Raw genomic sequence first — 19,244 nt, 5'->3', positions numbered from 1 at the left:
GTGATCTCAATTGCGCGAAAGCATTGATTTCTTTGTAAATTGAGGCGTCACGCGGGTGTAAAGCGCTTCTCAAGCGTGTAAAATTTCCAGCTTTACTTGGGCACGGTTTAAGAGCCAGTGGCGCAGGACATCACCCAACAGGGATGTAAAAAACCTGAGCTTTGTCGCACCTAAGAAACCCGGTGGCCATCAGGCACGTATAAGAGTGACAAGGACCTATGCGGTTAAAATGTATTAAATTGGCGGGGTTCAAGTCCTTTGTAGACCCCACTACAGTTAACTTCCCCAGCAATCTAGGCGCCGTGGTAGGCCCTAACGGCTGTGGTAAGTCCAACATTATCGATGCGGTGCGCTGGGTGATGGGGGAGTCCTCGGCCAAAAATCTGCGCGGCGAGTCCATGACGGACGTCATTTTCAATGGCTCTGGTGGGCGTAAACCCGTCGGCCAAGCCTCCATTGAACTGGTCTTCGACAACAGCGATGGCACTTTGGTAGGCGAGTACGCCGCCTTTACTGAAATCTCCATCAAGCGCAAGGTTAGCCGCGACAGCCAAAATATTTACTACCTGAACGGCGCCAAGTGCCGCCGCCGCGATATTACCGATATCTTCCTGGGTACCGGCCTCGGCCCACGCAGTTATGCCATTATTGAACAGGGCATGATTTCGCGCCTTATCGAAGCAAAACCCGAAGAGCTGCGGGTTTACATCGAGGAGGCCGCCGGCATATCAAAATACAAAGAGCGCCGCCGCGACACCGAAAACCGTATGCGCCGCACTCAAGAAAACCTTGAGCGCCTAACCGATATCCGCGATGAGCTTGAACGCCAGCTGTCTCGCCTGGAGCGTCAGGCCCAAGCGGCGGAAAAATATACCGAATTTAAAAAGCAAGAGCGCAGCCTCAAGGCACAAGTGCAAGCGCTTAAGTACCGCAATCTTGATCAGCAGGCTCAGGGTAAGCAGCAGGGCATTCGCGATCTCGAAATCAAAATGGAGTCTTTTGTGACCGACCAGGTCAACAAAGACACTCAAATTGAAAAATACCGAGCTCAGTACACCGATTTAGGCGACAAATTCAATGAGGTGCAGGGGCGCTTTTATGCCATCGGCGCCGATATTGCCCGGGTTGAGCAGAGCATCAAACACGCCGAAGAGCGCAACCGCCAACTGCAAACCGATCTTGAGCGCACCGATCAGGAATCTCGCGAAGTTAAAGACCGGCTCGAAACCGACCGCGATCGCGAGCAACTCTGGCAGGCAGAACTGCTTGAGATAGAACCCGAGCTGGAATTAATCGAAGCGGCCGAAGAATCCTCAGGTGACCTGCTGCATGAGGCTGAAGAGCTTATGCAGAACTGGCAAAACGATTGGGACCAATTCAACCAGCGCGCGGCAGAACCACGCCAGCGGGCCGAAGTCCAACAATCGCGCATTCAGCACCTTGAGCAAGTTCAGCAGCGATTGCTAGTGCGCATTGAAAAGCTCGATGAAGAGAAACGCGCGCTAGGTGAAGACCAAGAGTCCGGTGAAGAAGTCGAACTGTTGCGCGAAGCCATGGCCGAACTTGAGCTTGAACTGGAAAGCACCCGCGAAAAAGGCGAGGGGTTTCTCGATCGCCTTGAGCAGACGCGCAACGAAAACAAACAGCTCACCGACCAGCTCGACAGCCAGCGCAGTGATTTACAGAGCATGCGTGGTCGTCACGCCTCCCTCGAAGCGTTGCAACAGGCCGCTTTAGGCGAAAAGAACAAAACCATTACCGAATGGTTAGAAACCCATGCGTTGGTGGATGCTCCGCGCCTAGCCGAGCAGGTTAGCGCTCGCAATGGCTGGGACACAGCCCTGGAAACCGTTCTGGGCAACACCCTGCAAGCGGTTTGTGTCGAGGGCGCAGATGGCGTGGTCAATACCCTAGAGGGGTTAGAGCAGGGCGAGTTAATTCTGCTGGACACCAAAGTCCGTACCGACAGCCCCAGCCACACCAAAGCCGAAACACTGGCCAGCCAAGTTGACGCCAATTGGGATACCGACGGATTGTTGGCGGGTATTTATATTGCCGACAATTTAACCGATGCACTGGGCATTCGTGCCACACTGAGCAGCGGCGAATCGGTCGTCACCAAAGACGGCCTATGGCTCAGCGCTCACTGGATAAAAGTAGCCCGAGAAATTGACGCCAGCGCCGGTGTTATCGCCCGCAAACAAGAGCTAGAAACTCTGGCCGAGCAGATCGCTCAAACCGAACAAAAAGTAGAGTCGCTTGCCGAGCAGCTCGAACAAAACCGCGAGGCCATTAAATCGACTGAGGCGGCACGCGAACAACATCGACGTGAACAAGACAGCCTAAACGCACGGCACAGTGAGTTGCGCTCAAACATTAGCGCCACTCAAGTAAAAGCCGAGCAACTGGGCCAGCGCAAATCGCGTTTACAAGGCGACATTGCCGACGCACGCGAACAAATGGAGCAAGAGGCAGAACAACTCGCCGAAGCGCGCACCATTTTAAGTGATGCCATCGAAGCGATGGAAGCCGATACTGAGGAGCGCGAAACCTTACTGGCTCGTCGCGACGAGTATCGTACCAAACTCGACACCGCTCGCCAAAAAGCTCGTCACGACAAAGACAAAGCGCACGAGCTGCAAATGCGCGCCGCGTCACTCAATACGCAAATTGACAGCATCAAGCTCAATATTGCGCGCATGGAAGAGCAAACAGAAACACTGGCAGAGCGGCGCGAACAACTCGCCGAATCCATGAGCGAAAATCGCGACCCGGCCGAAGACAATCAACTAGAGTTGGAAGCCGCGCTGGCCAAACGCATTGCCGTCGAAGAAGAGTTAACCGAATCACGCCGCGCCCTAGAAACTGTAGAGCACGACCTGCGTGAAGCAGAACAATCGCGCAACCGCGCCGAGCAAGAAGTGCAAGCCGTTCGCTCGCATCTAGAGCAAGAGCGCTTGGCCGCACAAACGTTCGAAGTACAGCGCAAAACCTTGGCCGATCAACTGGCTGAAGATAATTTCGATCTGGACAGCCTGCTAGAAAACTTAGCTGAAGACGCTGAGATGCAACCGCTAGAGGCCGAGCTAGAACAGTTGGCAAACCGGATATCTCGCCTAGGCGCCATTAACTTGGCAGCCATCGATGAGTACAAGTCTGAGTCTGAGCGCAAAAACTATTTGGATGCTCAGAATGAAGATCTGCTAGAAGCGCTGGAAACACTGGAAAACGCGATTAAGAAAATTGACCGCGAAACCCGCACCCGCTTTAAAGAAACCTTCGACAAGGTCAACAGCGGCTTGCAAGAACTGTTTCCCAAGGTGTTTGGCGGTGGCCACGCTTACCTAGAGCTTACCGGCGAAGATTTACTCGACACCGGTATCGCCATCATGGCGCGCCCACCGGGCAAGCGCAACAGCACCATCCATTTGCTCTCCGGTGGTGAAAAAGCACTGACGGCCATCGCTCTGGTATTTTCCATTTTCAGACTCAACCCAGCGCCTTTCTGTATGCTGGATGAAGTTGACGCGCCGCTGGATGACGCCAACGTGGGCCGTTACGCTCGCATGGTGGAAGAAATGTCTGAGCACGTACAATTTATTTATATTACCCACAACAAAATTGCGATGGAAATGGCGCATCAGTTGATGGGGGTTACTATGCACGAACCCGGTGTATCGCGCTTAGTAACCGTCGACGTAGACGAGGCGGCCGAGCTGGCCGCCATTTAACAACATTACGGTAAAAAGGTAGCTGGACTTGCTATGAAAGAGTGGTTAACCATCATAGTGGTATTGTTAATTATCGGTATTTTACTCGATGGTTGGCGCCGTATGCGTATGGCGCGTAAAGACAATATTCGTGTGTCAAAACGGGCTCGCCAGTTCAACAGCTCAGACAGTAAAGACGATGCCGGGCATTACACCAGCGAGCTGCCCAACGGTGGTGCCCGTGTTATTGCCAAACGCAACCAAGCTGACACCGCCGCCGATCCCGGTCAACCTAACATTGAACTGACCCCGGAAAATGCCGGTACGCACAATCAGCAAATTCCACAGCAAGTTTCCCTTAACTTGGATGAATCTGTTCCCATGCTAATGGAGTCGGTTGAGGCCGAACGCAAAGCTGATGCCGCGGCAGAAAACTCGCCAACACCCAATCATGGTGCCGAAAACACGGCGCAACCAGAGTACTCCTCATCAAATCGAGTGGAACCTAGCTTCGGTGCGCTGGATGGTGACGACTTGCCGGGCCAAGAGCACGAGCCTATTTTCTCTGAGCCCAACGGTGATTTTGAGTACGAACAAGCAGCCACTCAAAACACAACGCAGACAACATCACGGGCCTCTCAAGCGCCATCTGCGCCACCGGAATCCGAACAACCCATCGCCCAGCCAGACGAAGTTATTATTATTAACGTTATGGCTCGTGAGGGTTATCAATTTGCCGGCGGCGCACTGTTAGATGTCCTTTTGCAGTGCGGCCTGCGCTATGGCGACATGAACATCTTTCACCGTCACGAGCAGGGTATGGGCGAAGGCCCCATCCAATTCAGCTTGGCCAATATGGTTCAGCCGGGCACCTTCGACTTGGATAACATGGAAAACTTTGCCACACCCGGTGTTAGTATGTTTTTGACCCTGCCGCTGCGTACCGACAGTATTCAAGCCTTCGATGCCATGCGCTATACCGCTCAAACCATCGCCGAAACACTGGACGGTGAACTAAAAGACGAGCAGCGCAGCATCATGACTCGTCAAACCATGGAGCACTGCCGCCAACGTATTGTTGAGTACGAGCGCAAGCGCTTGTCTCGCGCTAACGCATAGAGGGGGTTTCTGTGATTCAGCAAGCGCCCCCCGCAGCTGCGCGCCAGCGCGCATTTGAATTGCGCCACGATATTGATGAACACAACTACCGCTATTACGCGCTCGATGAACCCTCCATCCCCGACGCCGAATACGATCGCCTGCTCAATGAGCTGCGTGACATCGAACAACAGCACCCAAGCTTAATCGACAGCAGCTCACCCACTCAGCGGGTGGGCGCTGCACCGCTGGACGCCTTCAATTCGGTCCCTCATGAAAAGCGCATGCTGTCTTTAGACAATGCGTTTAGTGATGACGACCTGACTGCTTTCGATCAACGTTTAAAAGATCGCCTAAAAAGCGATGAGACGATCGAATACGCCTGCGAGCCCAAGCTCGACGGTATTGCGATCAGTATTTTGTACGAAAACGGCCAGTTCGTTCGAGCCTTAACCCGGGGCGATGGTAGCACCGGTGAAGACATCAGCCAAAATGTGCGCACCATCAAATCGGTACCGCTCAAATTGCGCGGCGAGAATTTGCCCGAGCGCTTAGAGGTGCGGGGCGAAATTTACATGCCCGGCGCCGGCTTCGCCAAGCTCAACCAAAGCGCAGCGGCCAAAGGCGAGAAGGTATTTGTTAATCCGCGCAATGCCGCCGCCGGCAGCTTGCGCCAATTGGATTCGCGCATTACCGCCAGCCGTCCCTTAGAATTATGCGCCTATAGTGTGGGTATTCATCAGGGTTTGGCATTGCCGAGTAAACACACCGACATTTTACATTTACTCAATCGTTGGGGTTTTAAAATCAACCCTAATATGGCGGTCGCTCAGTCCATTAACGACTGCATTGCCTACCACCAGCAATTGGGTGAAAAGCGCGATGAATTGCCCTATGACATCGATGGGGTGGTGTTTAAAGTCAACAGCATAGACTTACAAGAAACCCTCGGTTTTGTCTCACGCGCACCGCGCTGGGCAATTGCCTATAAATTTCCCGCCCAAGAAGAGATGACTCAGCTGCAAGATGTTGAGTTTCAGGTAGGACGCACCGGCACGTTAACACCGGTTGCGCGATTAAAACCTGTGTTTGTCGGCGGGGTAACGGTGTCCAATGTTACGCTGCACAACAAAGATGAAATTGATCGTTTAGGTGTACAAATTGGCGATACCGTTATTGTCCGTCGCGCGGGGGATGTTATTCCACAAATCGTCAGCGTGATTAAAGAGCGCAGGCCAGACGACACCCGCGAAATTGAGTTTCCCGCCACTTGTCCAGTATGTGGCTCGCCGGCAGTACGAGTACCTGGTGAAGCGGCTATTCGCTGCGAGGGAGGGCTTATATGCCCAGCTCAGCGCAAAGAAGCCATTATTCATTTTGCCTCACGCAAAGCCATGAATATTGACGGCTTGGGCGATAAAATTGTCGATCAACTGGTCGATAAAAGCTTGGTTAAAAATGTGGTGGATTTGTTCTCACTGTTACAACAGGACATCGCCGGTCTGGATAGAATGGGTGAGAAGTCGGCCGCCAATTTACTCAACGCCTTAGAGGCCGCAAAACAAACCACATTACCAAGGTTTATTTATTCGCTGGGCATTCGCGAGGTAGGCGAGGCCACAGCACGTAACCTTGCCGCGCATTTTGGCTCGATACAGGCACTCAGTAACGCCGATGAAGATGCACTGTTAGCGGTCGATGATATTGGCCCCATCGTTGCGCGCTTTATACGCGACTTTTTTACCGAGCAAAACAACCTGGATATTATCGCCAGCCTCCAAGGGCTTGGAATCACATGGCCAGAGAGCGAGCCGCAAAATGCAGCACTAGAAAACGCAGCCGAGCTACCACTGGCAGGGCAAACGTGTGTCTTAACCGGTAGCCTAGAAGCTATGACCCGCGATGAAGCAGGGGAGCGACTGCGCACCCTGGGGGCAAAAGTGTCTGGCAGCGTTTCGAAAAAAACCGATTTTATTGTGGCAGGCCCCGGTGCTGGCTCTAAGCGCACCAAGGCCGAATCCCTGAGCATTGAAATTTTAAGTGAAGAGCAATTACTTGAGTTACTAAATCAATACTCAACCTGATACAAAGAGTAGGTGTTATGGATTGCGAATCAATAGTATACGGCTGTATTAAAGACAGTATATTGGGCGATGGGCAGAGCGAGCGTATTCAAATGAATCGCAGCGCTATGCTGTCATTACCCCGGGCCGAAGAGTGGCCATTTCTCTGCCAAGAGATGTTCTCAATCCCGGACCCTGTCACACAGCCTGGCAACTACCAAACCGATGTTATGCACTTCGGCGCCTCTTATCGCGCCGTGGAATACGAATGGACACAGTGGATTGAGCAGTTTGAAAGTCTGCTCAGTCGTATGTACTGGGTGTCTGCCACCGTGCACCTAGAAACCGAACTCAGCGGCACCCATACATTTACCTGGGAATGCAAGCGCAATTACCATGTGCCGGGCTCTGGTGACATGTTTGTGCAGTGCGAATGGAGCCACGAAGATTATCTGCGAGCTTAACTATGAAACCCAATAACTTTCGTTTTCGTCGCCTACGCCGCACCGCGGCATTGCGCGATATGGTCAGAGAAACCCAAGTCAGCGTCAACGACTTAATTCTGCCTATTTTCGTCGAAGAAAATATTGCTGCGCCGGTAACCATCGACTCCATGCCCGGGGTAGTGCGTTACCCCGAAAGCCAATTGGCTGACGCCGTGGCGGATGCGTGGGAGCTAGGCATCAAGGCGGTATTGTTGTTTGGTGTGGCCGAGCACAAAGATGCCATCGGCGCCGACACTTGGCACAGCGAAGGCCTGCTGGCGCGTATGATTAAAATCGCCAAAGTAGCGGCACCAGAAATGACCGTAATCAGCGATAACTGTTTTTGTGAATACACCGATCACGGCCACTGTGGCGTGGTGTGTAATGGCGATGTGGACAACGACACCACCTTAGCCAACCTGCAACAGCAAGTGGTTAACTGCGCAAAGGCCGGTGTCGATATGATTGCCCCATCGGGCATGATGGACGGTATGATCAGCGCCATTCGCAGCGCATTGGATGACGCCGGTTTCACCCATATACCGGTAATGTCGTACTCCACTAAATTTGCCTCGGCTTTTTACGGCCCGTTTCGCGATGCGGTTGACAGCACTTTTAAAGGCAGCCGCAGCACCTACCAAATGGATGCCGCCAATGCCCGCGAAGCACTGGCCGAATCCATGCAAGACGAGCAAGAGGGCGCCGATATTTTAATGGTCAAACCCGGCACCGCCTATTTGGATGTACTGGCTAACATTCGCCAGCACAGTGAGCGCCCCTTGGCTGTTTATCATGTCAGTGGTGAGTACGCTATGATTAAAGCCGCCGCCGCCGCTGGGGTTATTGATGAACAAGCCATTGTCTGCGAAACCATGACGGCCTTTAAAAGAGCCGGAGCCGATTTAATCATTACTTACTACGCTAAGGACCTTGCCCGTTGGCTCAAGGATCATTAGCCTACAGGCCAGCATTCAGCAAACAGAATGTGATGTTACGCAAAACATAGAACCAAAATCACAACACAGTGAAAGGCCAACTGAGAAAGCTATGTCCAAACAATTAATCGTCGCCCTTACAACCACTGTCATTGGAATTTTTACCATTGTAGTAGGGCTTTATATTCTGAGCCAAACCCCGGCGCCGGCTAATTTTAACGCCGACCCTAGCGCTCAAGGAACCGCTGATAAAGCAGATTATATGATTCCCAGCTTGCCCCAATCTGAATCCGCAACGGGTGATACCACACTAATAGAAGACGCAGCCACAGGCTCAGAGCTCTGGTGTGAAGCCATGATGCAATTGCCAGACGCCCAGTGGCAAACCGCCGATGCCAAACTTTTCGCTCAACATTGTATTTACCCAACGCCATAGCCTGCGAGGCATAACCTGTGAGTTTTGATTTAGAAAAAACCATGCAAGCGGCGCGTGATAATACGCTGCAAAATAAGTTTAATCGCTTGCGCAGCAATAAAGCTTTTGAGCTTTTTGTAGTGGGTATTATTGTTTTCTCTGCTTTGGTTATCGGCGCCAAGACCTACGATATTCCGCCTCTCGTATCGCAGGTAATTGTAATTACCGATTGGTTTATCACTTTATTCTTTTTAGTGGAAATCACCATTCGTTTTCTTGGCGAGCCGCACAAACGCAACTTTTTCAAATCGGCTTGGAATATCTTCGATACGTTAATTGTCATTGTCAGCCTGGTGCCAATTGAAGACAGTGATATGGCGCTTATTGGCCGTTTAATTCGGGTGTTCCGCGTCCTGCGGATGGTTTCCATTATCCCCGAGCTGCGTATTTTGATTAGCTCACTATTAAAGGCGATGCCACAACTCGGTTACGTGGCGCTACTGATGTTCATTATTTTTTATATCTACGGCGCCGTGGGCAGCTTCTTTTTTGCCTCCATCAATGACGTGCTGTGGGGCGATATCGCCATTAGCATGTTAACTCTGTTTCGGGTAATGACGTTTGAAGACTGGACCGACGTTATGTACGAAACCATGGAGCAGTACCCGTTTAGCTGGTTGTTTTATGTGAGCTTTATTTTCCTTACGGCCTTTGCCTTCCTCAATATGATTATCGGCATTGTGGTTAATGTCATTGAATCGGAAAATCGTGCCCGCCAGTTGGAAGAGGAGGGCGAGCAGCCTAACCGCGCCGACCTGGAATCTCAAATTCAGCAACTGCAGGCCTCTGTTAACGAATTACTGCGGCGCGATCAAGAAAGCTCCAAACGCGAGCAGTAACCTAACGTTCACTATTCACCGGAGCCTCTACTTGTGAGTGACATCGACTTATTATTTAACCGTCTTAATCAATTGCTAGACCGTTTAGAGCCTTTGATACCTCCCGCCAGTCAGCCTTGCGATTGGCAAGCCCCGGCTTTTTATTGGCGCGGCGGTACCCATGGTGGCCACTTACAAGCGGTCTATGAACCACACCATGTACCACTAGATGCCCTGCAAAATGTAGAGCAGCAAAAGCAGGCTATCTTTCGCAACACCGCTCAATTTGCCCAGGGTTTACCGGCCAATAATATTCTTCTAACCGGCGCCCGCGGTACCGGTAAATCCACCTTAATTAAAAGTTGCTGGTATGCGCAAAAAGACTTGGTGAAATTAATCGAGATCGATAAACCCGACTTGAAAGACCTAGGCCAATTGCTTTCGCTATTAAGCGAGCGAGAACAAGATCGTTTTATTATCTTTTGCGACGATCTCTCTTTTGAAGAAGGTGAAAGTAACTACAAAGCGTTAAAATCAGCACTAGACGGCTCAATCATTGCCCCTGGTGATAACGTCTTATTCTACGCCACCAGCAACCGCCGCCACCTTATGCCCCATAAAATGAGCGAAAATCTGGAAACAGAGTTGGTCGATGGCGATATACGCCCCGGCGATACAATAGAAGAAAAAACCTCACTATCTGAGCGGTTTGGCCTGTGGTTAAGCTTTTACCCATTCCGGCAAGAGGAGTATATGCAGGCCGCACAAGCCTGGGTTGAGCATTTGGGCGGCGAGTGGGATGACGAGGTAAGAGCCGCGGCCTTGCGTTGGAGTATGACCCGTGGCTCGCGTAGTGGGCGAGTGGCTTGGCAGTTTGCCAGGGATAGGGTCGGGGGGATGGGCTTGTAGTTATTTGTTACCGGCCTAGCGCCGGTATTTATTGTATTATTGCCACAAACAAAACGATTAAATGCCGCCGATCAACGATATCAGAACAGTCGTTCGGTCATTAGCATATTGGCTGTTGTCCCCCATATACTGTGAATGTGTCAGCGGTGGCCAATGACCCATATTCAGTTGGGGCTAACAATTTACCTAGATCAGTGTCTTTGACAACTAGACTGATGACACGACCAAAGCCTCGCTCAATGTGGCAGATAGCACTCAACCAGTCTTTAGAAGGGTACAGAGTACTGTTCAATGGGTTATTTATGGCGCCAGACTTGTCATTTCTATTGGGGAGGTCTGACCAGCACATCAAAATTCGATTATCGCATGGTTCATACAACAATTGATCAGGCTGGTTGTTTTGGTTTTCGAGGCAAGTCTACATCAAACACCGCCGGCAAATAAAAGCAATAAATGTCGCAAAATAATTAGGTCCGTTTTTCTCGGGAAACTTCATTGCAAAGAGCCGCATAATAAATAATGTCGTGGACGCAGGGATGCACAAGAACGGCCTTTTGATGACTTCTCTAGCCAAACAGGAACGTGGTTCACCAACATCCAAAAGGCCCAGACATTGTCCGGGCTTTTTAACAACTAAAACGCCACCTCTACCGTTAACCGAAAATTTCTCGGCTCTAACGGGTGGTAATGCACATCTTCCACTGGCGCTGTTTCCCCTGCTAACTGTGACTCATAAAAGTAATCTATATCGTGGTCGTCACTGTCTAGCAGGTTTAGTGCGTCTACGCTTATAGTGAAAGCCTGATAACGGTAACCCAGCTTTGCATTGAGCAAGGTACTGGCCTCTGATTTAATATCGCCGATTTCGACTAATGGTCGGGGGCCAAAGTGTCTTACCCGCAGGCTGGCAAATAAACCGCTGGCGTAATCGGCGCTTAGGCCCAGTTGCAGAACATCTTCTACCGCGCCCGGTACATAGCGGCCCGGTTGTTCATTAACAAAGCGGGCATGTGTGTAGGCGTATTCGGCATCCAGTGTCCAATTGTCATTAAGACGATAATAGGCGGTTAGCTCTACACCGGTGCGTTCCGTTTTATCGCTGGGTTCGGTATTGCCCGCATCCCCGACAAACAGCAGTTCGCTGTCCAGCTGTAAATACCAGAGGGCCGCCGATACATTGAGGTTTTGCAACGGTCGACCGCGCAAGCCCCATTCACTGCCTAGCGATTGCACCAAGGGGTCTACACTGTCTACGGTGCTGCCGGTGTTTGGGTCTACGCGAATGGTGGTGCCGCGCGCATCGTTTGAGTGATAACCGCTGCCGACAGACAGGTAAGTTTCCCATTGGGGGTTTAGGGTGTAAATGCCGCTGGCTTTAACTGAGGCAATACCGTCTGAGGCCTCGCCACTGTTTGGGCTTAAATCCACACCGTAGCGGTTTACGCCAACGTTATCTTGCACATCGAAATCAAAGTGATCGTAACGTACACCCAGTACGGTTTTAAAATCGTTGCGCCAGTGAATGGTATTGTCCCAGTACAATGCCACGCTGTGTTCATCCACCGAATCGGCGCGTACCACGCCATCTCGCACTCGGTTTTCTGTGGTGTACAAACCTACCTCGGCAATATCGTCCCAGCGTGTTTGCAGGCCAAATACATTGTGCATAGGCTTACCGACCAATTGATCGACGCGTTGATAGGTAACTTGACCGCCGAAAAGTCGGCGCTGGTCCACCTGCTCGAATTGATCACCGTGCTCGGGGTCATCCAAATAATAGGTAAAGTTAGACCACAGGTTCATATCGTAATCGATGGCGTAAGCGGAAGCATGCCAGTGGGCGCTGTCAAAACCCACGTTGACACTGTAACGATTGGATTCGCCTCCGGCGCTGGGATCTATAGAGCCCAGCTCATTAATGGTGCCGTTGGTGACGGCGCGGGCGGGGATTTGATCCGCGCTGTTCCACTGGTTGCGATAGGCCATTACGCCCCAGCGCAAAGTGCCTGCCGCTAGATCTGTTGTGCCCTTAAGTTGCGCGTTGAGTTTGTCTAAATCTTCATCGATATCACTCCAGGGGCCTTGGTAGCCTGTGTGCTCCAGCGCCCACAATATATCGCTATTGCCGCGGTGCAAGCTATCGGCGGCGAGTAACCTTTGGTAGTTATGCTCACCCAGGGTGAGTTTTAGTGTGCCTTCATCAAGGGCCCGCAGGCTGATTATTTGCGTGGCACCGGCACCACTAAAATCACCCACTGCGGCGTAGTAGGGGCCTTTTTGATAGCGCAGTGAACCCACGGTTTCAGGAATCACAAAGTTGATGTCGGTGTATCCTTGGCCGTGGCCGTGGCTGCGCATATTAACCGGCATGTCGTCATACACCGTCGCAAAGTCAGTGCCGTGGTCCAAGTTAAAACCGCGTAAAAAATACTGATTGGCCTTGCCGGTGCCGCTGTGTTGGGTCACAACCATGCCCGGCACCAACTCAAGTATTTCACCTACTCGCAACAGTGCCCGTGTTTCTATATCCGCTTGGGTGACTACCCCCTGCGAAGCGGATACGCTCTGGCCAATTAAGTTACTGCGCTGCCCCGACACATTGATTTCTTCCATGGTAGGGTGTGCCCAAGCCCCGGCGCTTATCACACAGACACTTAATAAACTCAACGTAAAGGGGCAATATCGATACATTCTCAGTCCTTAATTTGGTAGCCTAAAATGTGTGTGAATCAAAGCGGCGAGTGCTCAGTCACACCTAGGGTACAGAGCGGTTGATATGATAGCGTACTCGGGCCAGTAATTTCACAATCGCGATGTTATTGATCAATAAGCAATTAGCTGACCCCTGTGATTAACGTCAAGGACAGGCATCTTATTTAGGCATACGTTCGTACTGTGAACAATTGACTTTTATCGGTTGGTCAACAAGGTCGATTACTGTATATTTACCCAGTCTTTTTCCTCAGTTGTGAGATTACTATCCATGAGTTTCGACGCTATTAAAGTACGCGGCGCGCGCCAAAATAACCTGAAAAATCTCGACCTTGATATTCCCCTCGGAGAAATGGTGGTGGTGACTGGGGTTAGTGGCTCAGGCAAGTCTACTCTAGCGTTCGACACCATCTACGCCGAGGGCCAGCGCCGTTACGTCGAAACCTTCTCGGCTTATGCCCGCCAGTTTCTCGACCGCATGGACAAACCCGCTGTCGATAGCATTGACGGTATTCCACCGGCTATTGCCATAGAGCAGAGCAACACCGTACGTACCTCGCGCTCCACCGTGGGCACCATGACCGAGCTTAACGACTATTTAAAGTTGCTGTTTGCCCGGCTCGCCAATCTTTACTGCTCGAGCTGTGGGCAACCGGTGGTGACCGATAGCTCGCAGAGCATTGTACAAACCTTGTTTGAACAATGGCCGTCCGATCAGCGCTTAATGGTTTGCCTGCCGGTGACCGTCCCCGCAGCTCTTAGCGACGATGAGGTACTGCAGCTGCTTAATCAGCAGGGTTATGCTCGCATCCACCAGCGCAATGGCACCCAGGTTGAGGTAGTGCAAGATCGCCTTAAACTAACCTCGCAAAACCGCGGCCGGTTAACCGAGGCTTTGGAGGCGGCGCTGCATTACGGCAAGGGGCATGTTCGCGTTTACCCCTTAGACGATAACCGCGAGGCGGGTGAGGCCAGGCATTTTTCCAGCCATCACCATTGCCCCAGTTGCGATATCAGCTACGCCCAGACTACGCCAAGTCATTTTTCGTTTAACTCACCGCTGGGTGCGTGTGAAACCTGCAAAGGCTTTGGCCGCGTCATTGGAGTGGACTGGGGGCTGGTTATCCCCGATGAAAGCAAAAGCTTAAAAGACGGCGCGATTAAACCTATTCAAACGCCTAGCTACGCCGAAGTTCAGCGCGATTTAATTAAGTTTGCAAAAAAGCGCGGTATTGCCATTACCAAGCCCTGGCGCGAACTGTCGGACGAAGAGCGCCACTGGGTACTCGAAGGTGAGGGCGGCTGGAGCAAGGGCGTCTGGTATGGCGTGCGCGAGTTTTTTGATTGGCTGGAATCTAAAGCCTACAAAATGCACATTCGTGTACTGCTCTCTAAGTATCGTGCCTACAGCCTATGTACTGACTGCAATGGCGCCCGCTTAAAAGCGCCATCACTGTGGTGGCGTATTGGCTCGCTCAATTTAGCCGAGCAAGCGCTGGCCGGGCGCGCGCGATTTAAACCCGTGGGCGCGACACTGCCCGATAAAACTTTTGCCCAGCTACCCGGTTTAAATATCGCCGACACCATGGGCTTGCCACTGGTTAACGTATTAACCTTCTTCACCCAATTAGAGGCGCAAAGCAAAGGCATAAATAACGCGCTCGACGAAGCCACCGAACTCTTACTCAGTGAAGTTCGCTCGCGCTTAACCTATTTATGTGAAGTGGGGTTGGAGTATTTAACACTGGACCGACAGTCGCGCACCCTAAGTGGTGGTGAGGTACAGCGTATTAACCTGACCACCGCACTCGGCACCTCGCTGGTAAACACTTTGTTTGTACTGGATGAACCCAGTACCGGCTTGCACCCACGCGATATTGATCGTTTGGTTAAAGTCTTGCACCGCCTGCGTGATGCCGGTAACTCGCTGTTAGTGGTTGAACACGACCCGCAAGTGATTTTAGCGGCCGACCGAATTTTAGATATCGGCCCCAAACCCGGCCGCAATGGCGGCAATATCGAATTTTTCGGTACCCCCAAAGCCTTGCTCAAGCGCAAAACCAACACCACTGCGCGCTACTTAAACGGCAGCGAACAAATTGAAATGCCAAGTAGCGATGGTGTGACAGAAATCGCCGCCGAATACTTGCCGACCTTAAAAGTACAAAGCGGCCAAAGTATTAACATTGAAGGCGCCTGCGCCCATAACTTAAAAAATATTGATGTCAGAATTCCGCTTGGGCAACTGGTGTGCTTAACCGGTGTGAGTGGTTCGGGTAAATCCACCTTAATGCGGCAAGTGCTTTATCCGGCGCTGCGCAAGCATATGGGCGAGCAAACCGAAACGCCCGGCGAGCACCGTGCCATTACCGGTATGGAGCTAGTCGATCAGGTCGTCATGGTGGACCAGAGCCCCATTGGCAAAACCACACGCTCCACCCCAGCCACCTATGTGGGCGCCTTTGATGCCATTCGCAAGTGTTTTGTCAGCACCCCGCAGGCCAAGGAGCGGGGCTATAAACCGGGTACTTTTAGTTTTAACTCCGGCAACGGCCGCTGCCCGACCTGTCAGGGAAATGGCTTTGAGCACGTCGAAATGCAGTTTTTAAGCGATGTGTATTTAAGCTGCCCAGAGTGTAACGGCAAACGCTTTCGTGATGAAATTCTGGAAATTAAACTACTTAAAGACCAGCGCGCCGTATCTATTGCCGATGCGCTAGAAATGACGGTTAGCGAAGCGCTGAGCTTTTTTAACGATAAGCCCGATGTACTAAAAAGTCTGCAACCTCTGGCCGATGTAGGGCTGGAATATGTTCAGTTGGGGCAGGCGGTGCCAACCTTAAGTGGTGGTGAGGCGCAGCGCTTAAAACTGGCCGGGCATTTGGCCAACAGCAAAAGCCGCGAGCGCGATCATACGCTGTTTTTATTTGACGAACCCACTACCGGCTTACACTTTGCCGATATTGCCACCTTGATGCAGGCCTTTCGCCAGCTGCAAGCGGCCGGGCATTCACTGCTGATTATCGAGCATAATTTGGATGTGATTCGCGCCGCCGACTGGGTCATTGATATTGGCCCCGAAGGCGGCGACGCCGGTGGCGAGCTTATCGCCAAGGGAACACCACAAACGATCATGCAAAAGGCCAAAGGCTATACCGCTCGCGCACTAAACGAGTATTGTCACACACTCAACACCGGCGGCGCCTTATCGGTGGCTGATGGCAACAAACCGAAAAGCAAAGCAAAAAACGTGATTAGCGTGCACCACGCCCGCGAGCACAACCTAAAAAATATCGACGTTACAATTCCGCGCGATAAGCTTACGGTTATCTCGGGTGTGAGCGGCAGCGGTAAAAGTACTCTGGCGTTTGATTTGATTTTTGGCGAAGGCCAGCGCCGCTATTTAGAGTCGTTAAACGCCTACGCACGCCAGTTTGTGCGACCAGCATCGCAACCGGATGTAGACGCCATTTACGGCATACCGCCTGCTGTCGCCATTGAACAGCGCACCAGTCGCGGCGGGCGCAAAAGTACCGTTGCCACGCTAACCGAAATTTATCACTATCTGCGCCTTATGTACGTCAAGCTGGGCGTGCAACATTGCCCCAGCTGTGATGTGGCTATCGAGCCGCAAACGGTGGATGCCATTTTGGCCCGCTTGCAGAAAGACTATCGCGGGCAAGCGGTTACCTTGCTCGCTCCACTGGTGGTGGCGCGCAAAGGTATTTACCGCGAACTGGCTCAGTGGGCGCAAGAAAAGGGTTACCCTCAGTTGCGGGTCGATGGCAACTACCTTGCCACCGACGATTGGCCTAAGCTCGACCGCTATAAAGAGCACAATATTGAGTTGCCTTTTAGCACTCTCACCATAGAGCCCAAACAGCAACAAACCCTTTTGGCTGCCCTGCAGCAAGCACTGAGCTTAGGCAATGGCGTGGTGATTGTTGCCCCCGCTAATGCTGCCAAGGACAATGCTAAAGTTAAGTCTAAAAGTAAGAGTAAAGAGCGATTGTTTTCTACCCAGCGGGCCTGCCCAAGTTGTGGTTGTGGTTTTCCCGAGCTGGACCCACGCTTGTTTTCTTACAATTCAAAACACGGCTGGTGCGAAGGTTGCTTTGGTACCGGGGTAAAACTTAAAGGCTTTGACGAAGAACAATCTGGCGAAGAGAGCAGCTGGCAACCCGAAGAGGACGGCTGCGACACCACCTGCTCTCAGTGCCAAGGTCAGCGCCTTAACCCGACAGCGTTGTCTGTGCGATTTCGCCATAAAAGCATTGCCGAATTAGCCGCACTGCCGGTGCTTGAGGCCGAGCAGTGGTTAAGCAAGCTAACACTCAAAACCGATGAGCAAGCCATAGCCCGCGATCTACTCAGCGAAATGCAAAATCGATTACACTTTTTGCAAAAAGTCGGGCTGAATTATCTAACCCTGGATCGCGCCGCGCCCACCTTAAGCGGGGGCGAGGCGCAGCGTATTCGCTTGGCTGCCCAGCTTGGTTCGAGTTTGCAAGGTGTGTGCTATGTGTTGGATGAACCCACCATTGGCTTGCACACCCGCGACAACCGCAAACTGCTCGACACCTTGCGCGAGCTACAACAGCAGGGTAATACCGTATTGGTGGTAGAGCACGATGAAGACACCATGCGCGAAGCCGATCATATTATTGATATCGGCCCCCGCGCCGGTGTTAACGGCGGTAATGTGGTGGGCGAGGGCAGTGTTGCCAAGCTTATGAAAAACAAGCAGTCGCTAACAGGGCAAATGCTTGCGCAACCTTTACGTCACCCCATGCCCGAATTGCGCAACCGTGAGATGCGCACTTTATGGGAGAAAGAGTCCATCATCATAGAAGGCGCCAACCAAAACAATCTACAAAACGTCGACGTGTCTGTACCACTGCATCAACTGGTTGCCATCAGCGGCGTTAGTGGCAGCGGTAAAAGCACGCTGGTGCGCGGCGTCCTTTACCCCAATGTAAAAACCGCCATCGCCCAAAAACGCAAACCTAAACAGCTGTGGCAAGGGGCTAAAAGCATCGCAGGCTGGCAAGGCATAGACCGTATCCTGGAGGTGGACCAAACCCCTATTGGTAAAACGCCGCGCTCGTGCCCAGCCACTTATATTGGTATTTGGGATGCGATTCGCAAACTATTCGCCGGCACCGTAGATGCTCGCCTTCGCGGTTACACCCCCGCACGTTTTTCGTTTAACGCCGGCGATGGCCGCTGCGAAGGTTGCGGCGGTCAGGGCATGCAGAAAATAGAAATGAATTTTCTGCCCGATGTACGCGTCCCTTGCGACGTATGCCACGGTTGGCGCTTCAACGATGAAACCTTAAGTGTGCGTTACAAAGGCAAACATATTGGCGACGTGCTCGCCATGAATATTGACGATGCCTGTGAGTTTTTTAAACCCATTAGCAAGGTTTATCATGCCTTACGTTTAATGCAAGATGTGGGTTTGGGTTATTTAACGCTTGGCCAGCAAAGTCCAACCCTAAGCGGTGGCGAAGCACAACGCATTAAGTTGGTGGCCGAATTGGCCAAAGCTAAAATGACACCGGAAGATGCCAAAGGCCGGGTTAATCAACACAATCTATACGTGCTGGACGAGCCCACCGTAGGCCTGCATATGGCGGATGTGGACAAGCTTCTGCATGTACTGCACCGCTTAGTGGATGCCGGCAACTCGGTGCTCGTTATTGAGCACAATCTCGATGTCATCGCCGAAGCAGACTGGGTGATTGATATGGGCCCCGAAGGGGGTTCAGGCGGAGGTAAGGTTGTGGCGCAAGGCACACCGACGACGGTCGCCAAGCGTAAAAGGTCGTTGACCGGGAAATATTTAGGAGCGGTTTTACAAGGAGCCTAAACGTGCGCTTTGCCTATGGTGTTAGACATTAGCCAGCCGTCCGACTTCAGACCTGTTCAGTAGACCTGTTCAGTTTATCTTTGGAGATTGGTCTTGATGGCAAGAGAGAGAAAGAGAGATGCCTTCGTTTAAATGCTCGGTTTAGTACCTATTTAAAACGGGCAACT

The 19,244-nt window shown here is 51.8% G+C and carries 10 protein-coding genes; 9 read left to right on the top strand and 1 reads right to left on the bottom strand.

What is annotated here, in order from left to right; genetic code table 11:
• Positions 1–218: 218 nt before the first annotated feature.
• The 8 genes from smc (at position 219) to Q4526_RS12580 (ending at position 10,493) form a co-directional block, all read left to right on the top strand.
• Positions 219–3,731, top strand: a complete 3,513-nt coding sequence (smc, locus tag Q4526_RS12615) for a chromosome segregation protein SMC (protein ID WP_215977443.1) — start codon at positions 219–221, stop codon at positions 3,729–3,731.
• A gap of 33 nt (positions 3,732–3,764) precedes the next feature.
• Positions 3,765–4,829 carry a cell division protein ZipA gene (gene zipA, locus Q4526_RS12610; protein WP_215977442.1) on the top strand — a complete coding sequence of 355 codons (1,065 nt, stop codon included), beginning with the start codon at positions 3,765–3,767 and terminating at the stop codon, positions 4,827–4,829.
• Positions 4,830–4,840: 11 nt separating this feature from the next.
• Positions 4,841–6,892, top strand: coding sequence for an NAD-dependent DNA ligase LigA (gene ligA, locus Q4526_RS12605; protein ID WP_215977441.1), 2,052 nt, complete (start codon positions 4,841–4,843; stop codon positions 6,890–6,892).
• Positions 6,893–6,909: 17 nt separating this feature from the next.
• Positions 6,910–7,335 carry a hypothetical protein gene (locus Q4526_RS12600; protein ID WP_215977440.1) on the top strand — a complete coding sequence of 142 codons (426 nt, stop codon included), beginning with the start codon at positions 6,910–6,912 and terminating at the stop codon, positions 7,333–7,335.
• 2 nt (positions 7,336–7,337) lie between these two features.
• Positions 7,338–8,312, top strand: coding sequence for a porphobilinogen synthase (gene hemB, locus Q4526_RS12595; RefSeq protein WP_303609649.1), 975 nt, complete (start codon positions 7,338–7,340; stop codon positions 8,310–8,312).
• Between the two features lie 91 nt (positions 8,313–8,403).
• A complete protein-coding gene (locus Q4526_RS12590; RefSeq protein ID WP_215977438.1) occupies positions 8,404–8,727 on the top strand; it encodes a DUF3012 domain-containing protein in 324 nt (107 codons plus the stop codon).
• A 41-nt stretch (positions 8,728–8,768) separates the two neighbouring features.
• Positions 8,769–9,605, top strand: a complete 837-nt coding sequence (locus Q4526_RS12585; protein ID WP_215977771.1) for an ion transporter — start codon at positions 8,769–8,771, stop codon at positions 9,603–9,605.
• Between the two features lie 33 nt (positions 9,606–9,638).
• The gene (locus tag Q4526_RS12580) at positions 9,639–10,493 is read left to right on the top strand and encodes an ATP-binding protein (RefSeq protein WP_215977437.1); all 855 of its coding nucleotides are present in this window, start codon (positions 9,639–9,641) and stop codon (positions 10,491–10,493) included.
• A 633-nt stretch (positions 10,494–11,126) separates the two neighbouring features.
• On the opposite strand, the gene Q4526_RS12575 is transcribed toward Q4526_RS12580, so the two are convergent.
• Positions 11,127–13,184 carry a TonB-dependent receptor gene (locus Q4526_RS12575; RefSeq protein WP_215977436.1) on the bottom strand — a complete coding sequence of 686 codons (2,058 nt, stop codon included), beginning with the start codon at positions 13,182–13,184 and terminating at the stop codon, positions 11,127–11,129.
• 292 nt (positions 13,185–13,476) lie between these two features.
• On the opposite strand from Q4526_RS12575, the gene uvrA reads away from it, so the two are divergent.
• On the top strand, positions 13,477–19,077 hold the full coding sequence (gene uvrA, locus Q4526_RS12570) for an excinuclease ABC subunit UvrA (RefSeq protein WP_215977435.1): 5,601 nt from the start codon (positions 13,477–13,479) through the stop codon (positions 19,075–19,077).
• Positions 19,078–19,244 lie beyond the last annotated feature (167 nt).

It is taken from the genome of Gilvimarinus sp. 2_MG-2023 (assembly GCF_030547685.1).
Lineage (GTDB): Bacteria > Pseudomonadota > Gammaproteobacteria > Pseudomonadales > Cellvibrionaceae > Gilvimarinus.
The sequence above is the reverse complement of the archived record's forward strand: the minus strand, read 5'-3'. Positions and strand labels throughout refer to the sequence as shown.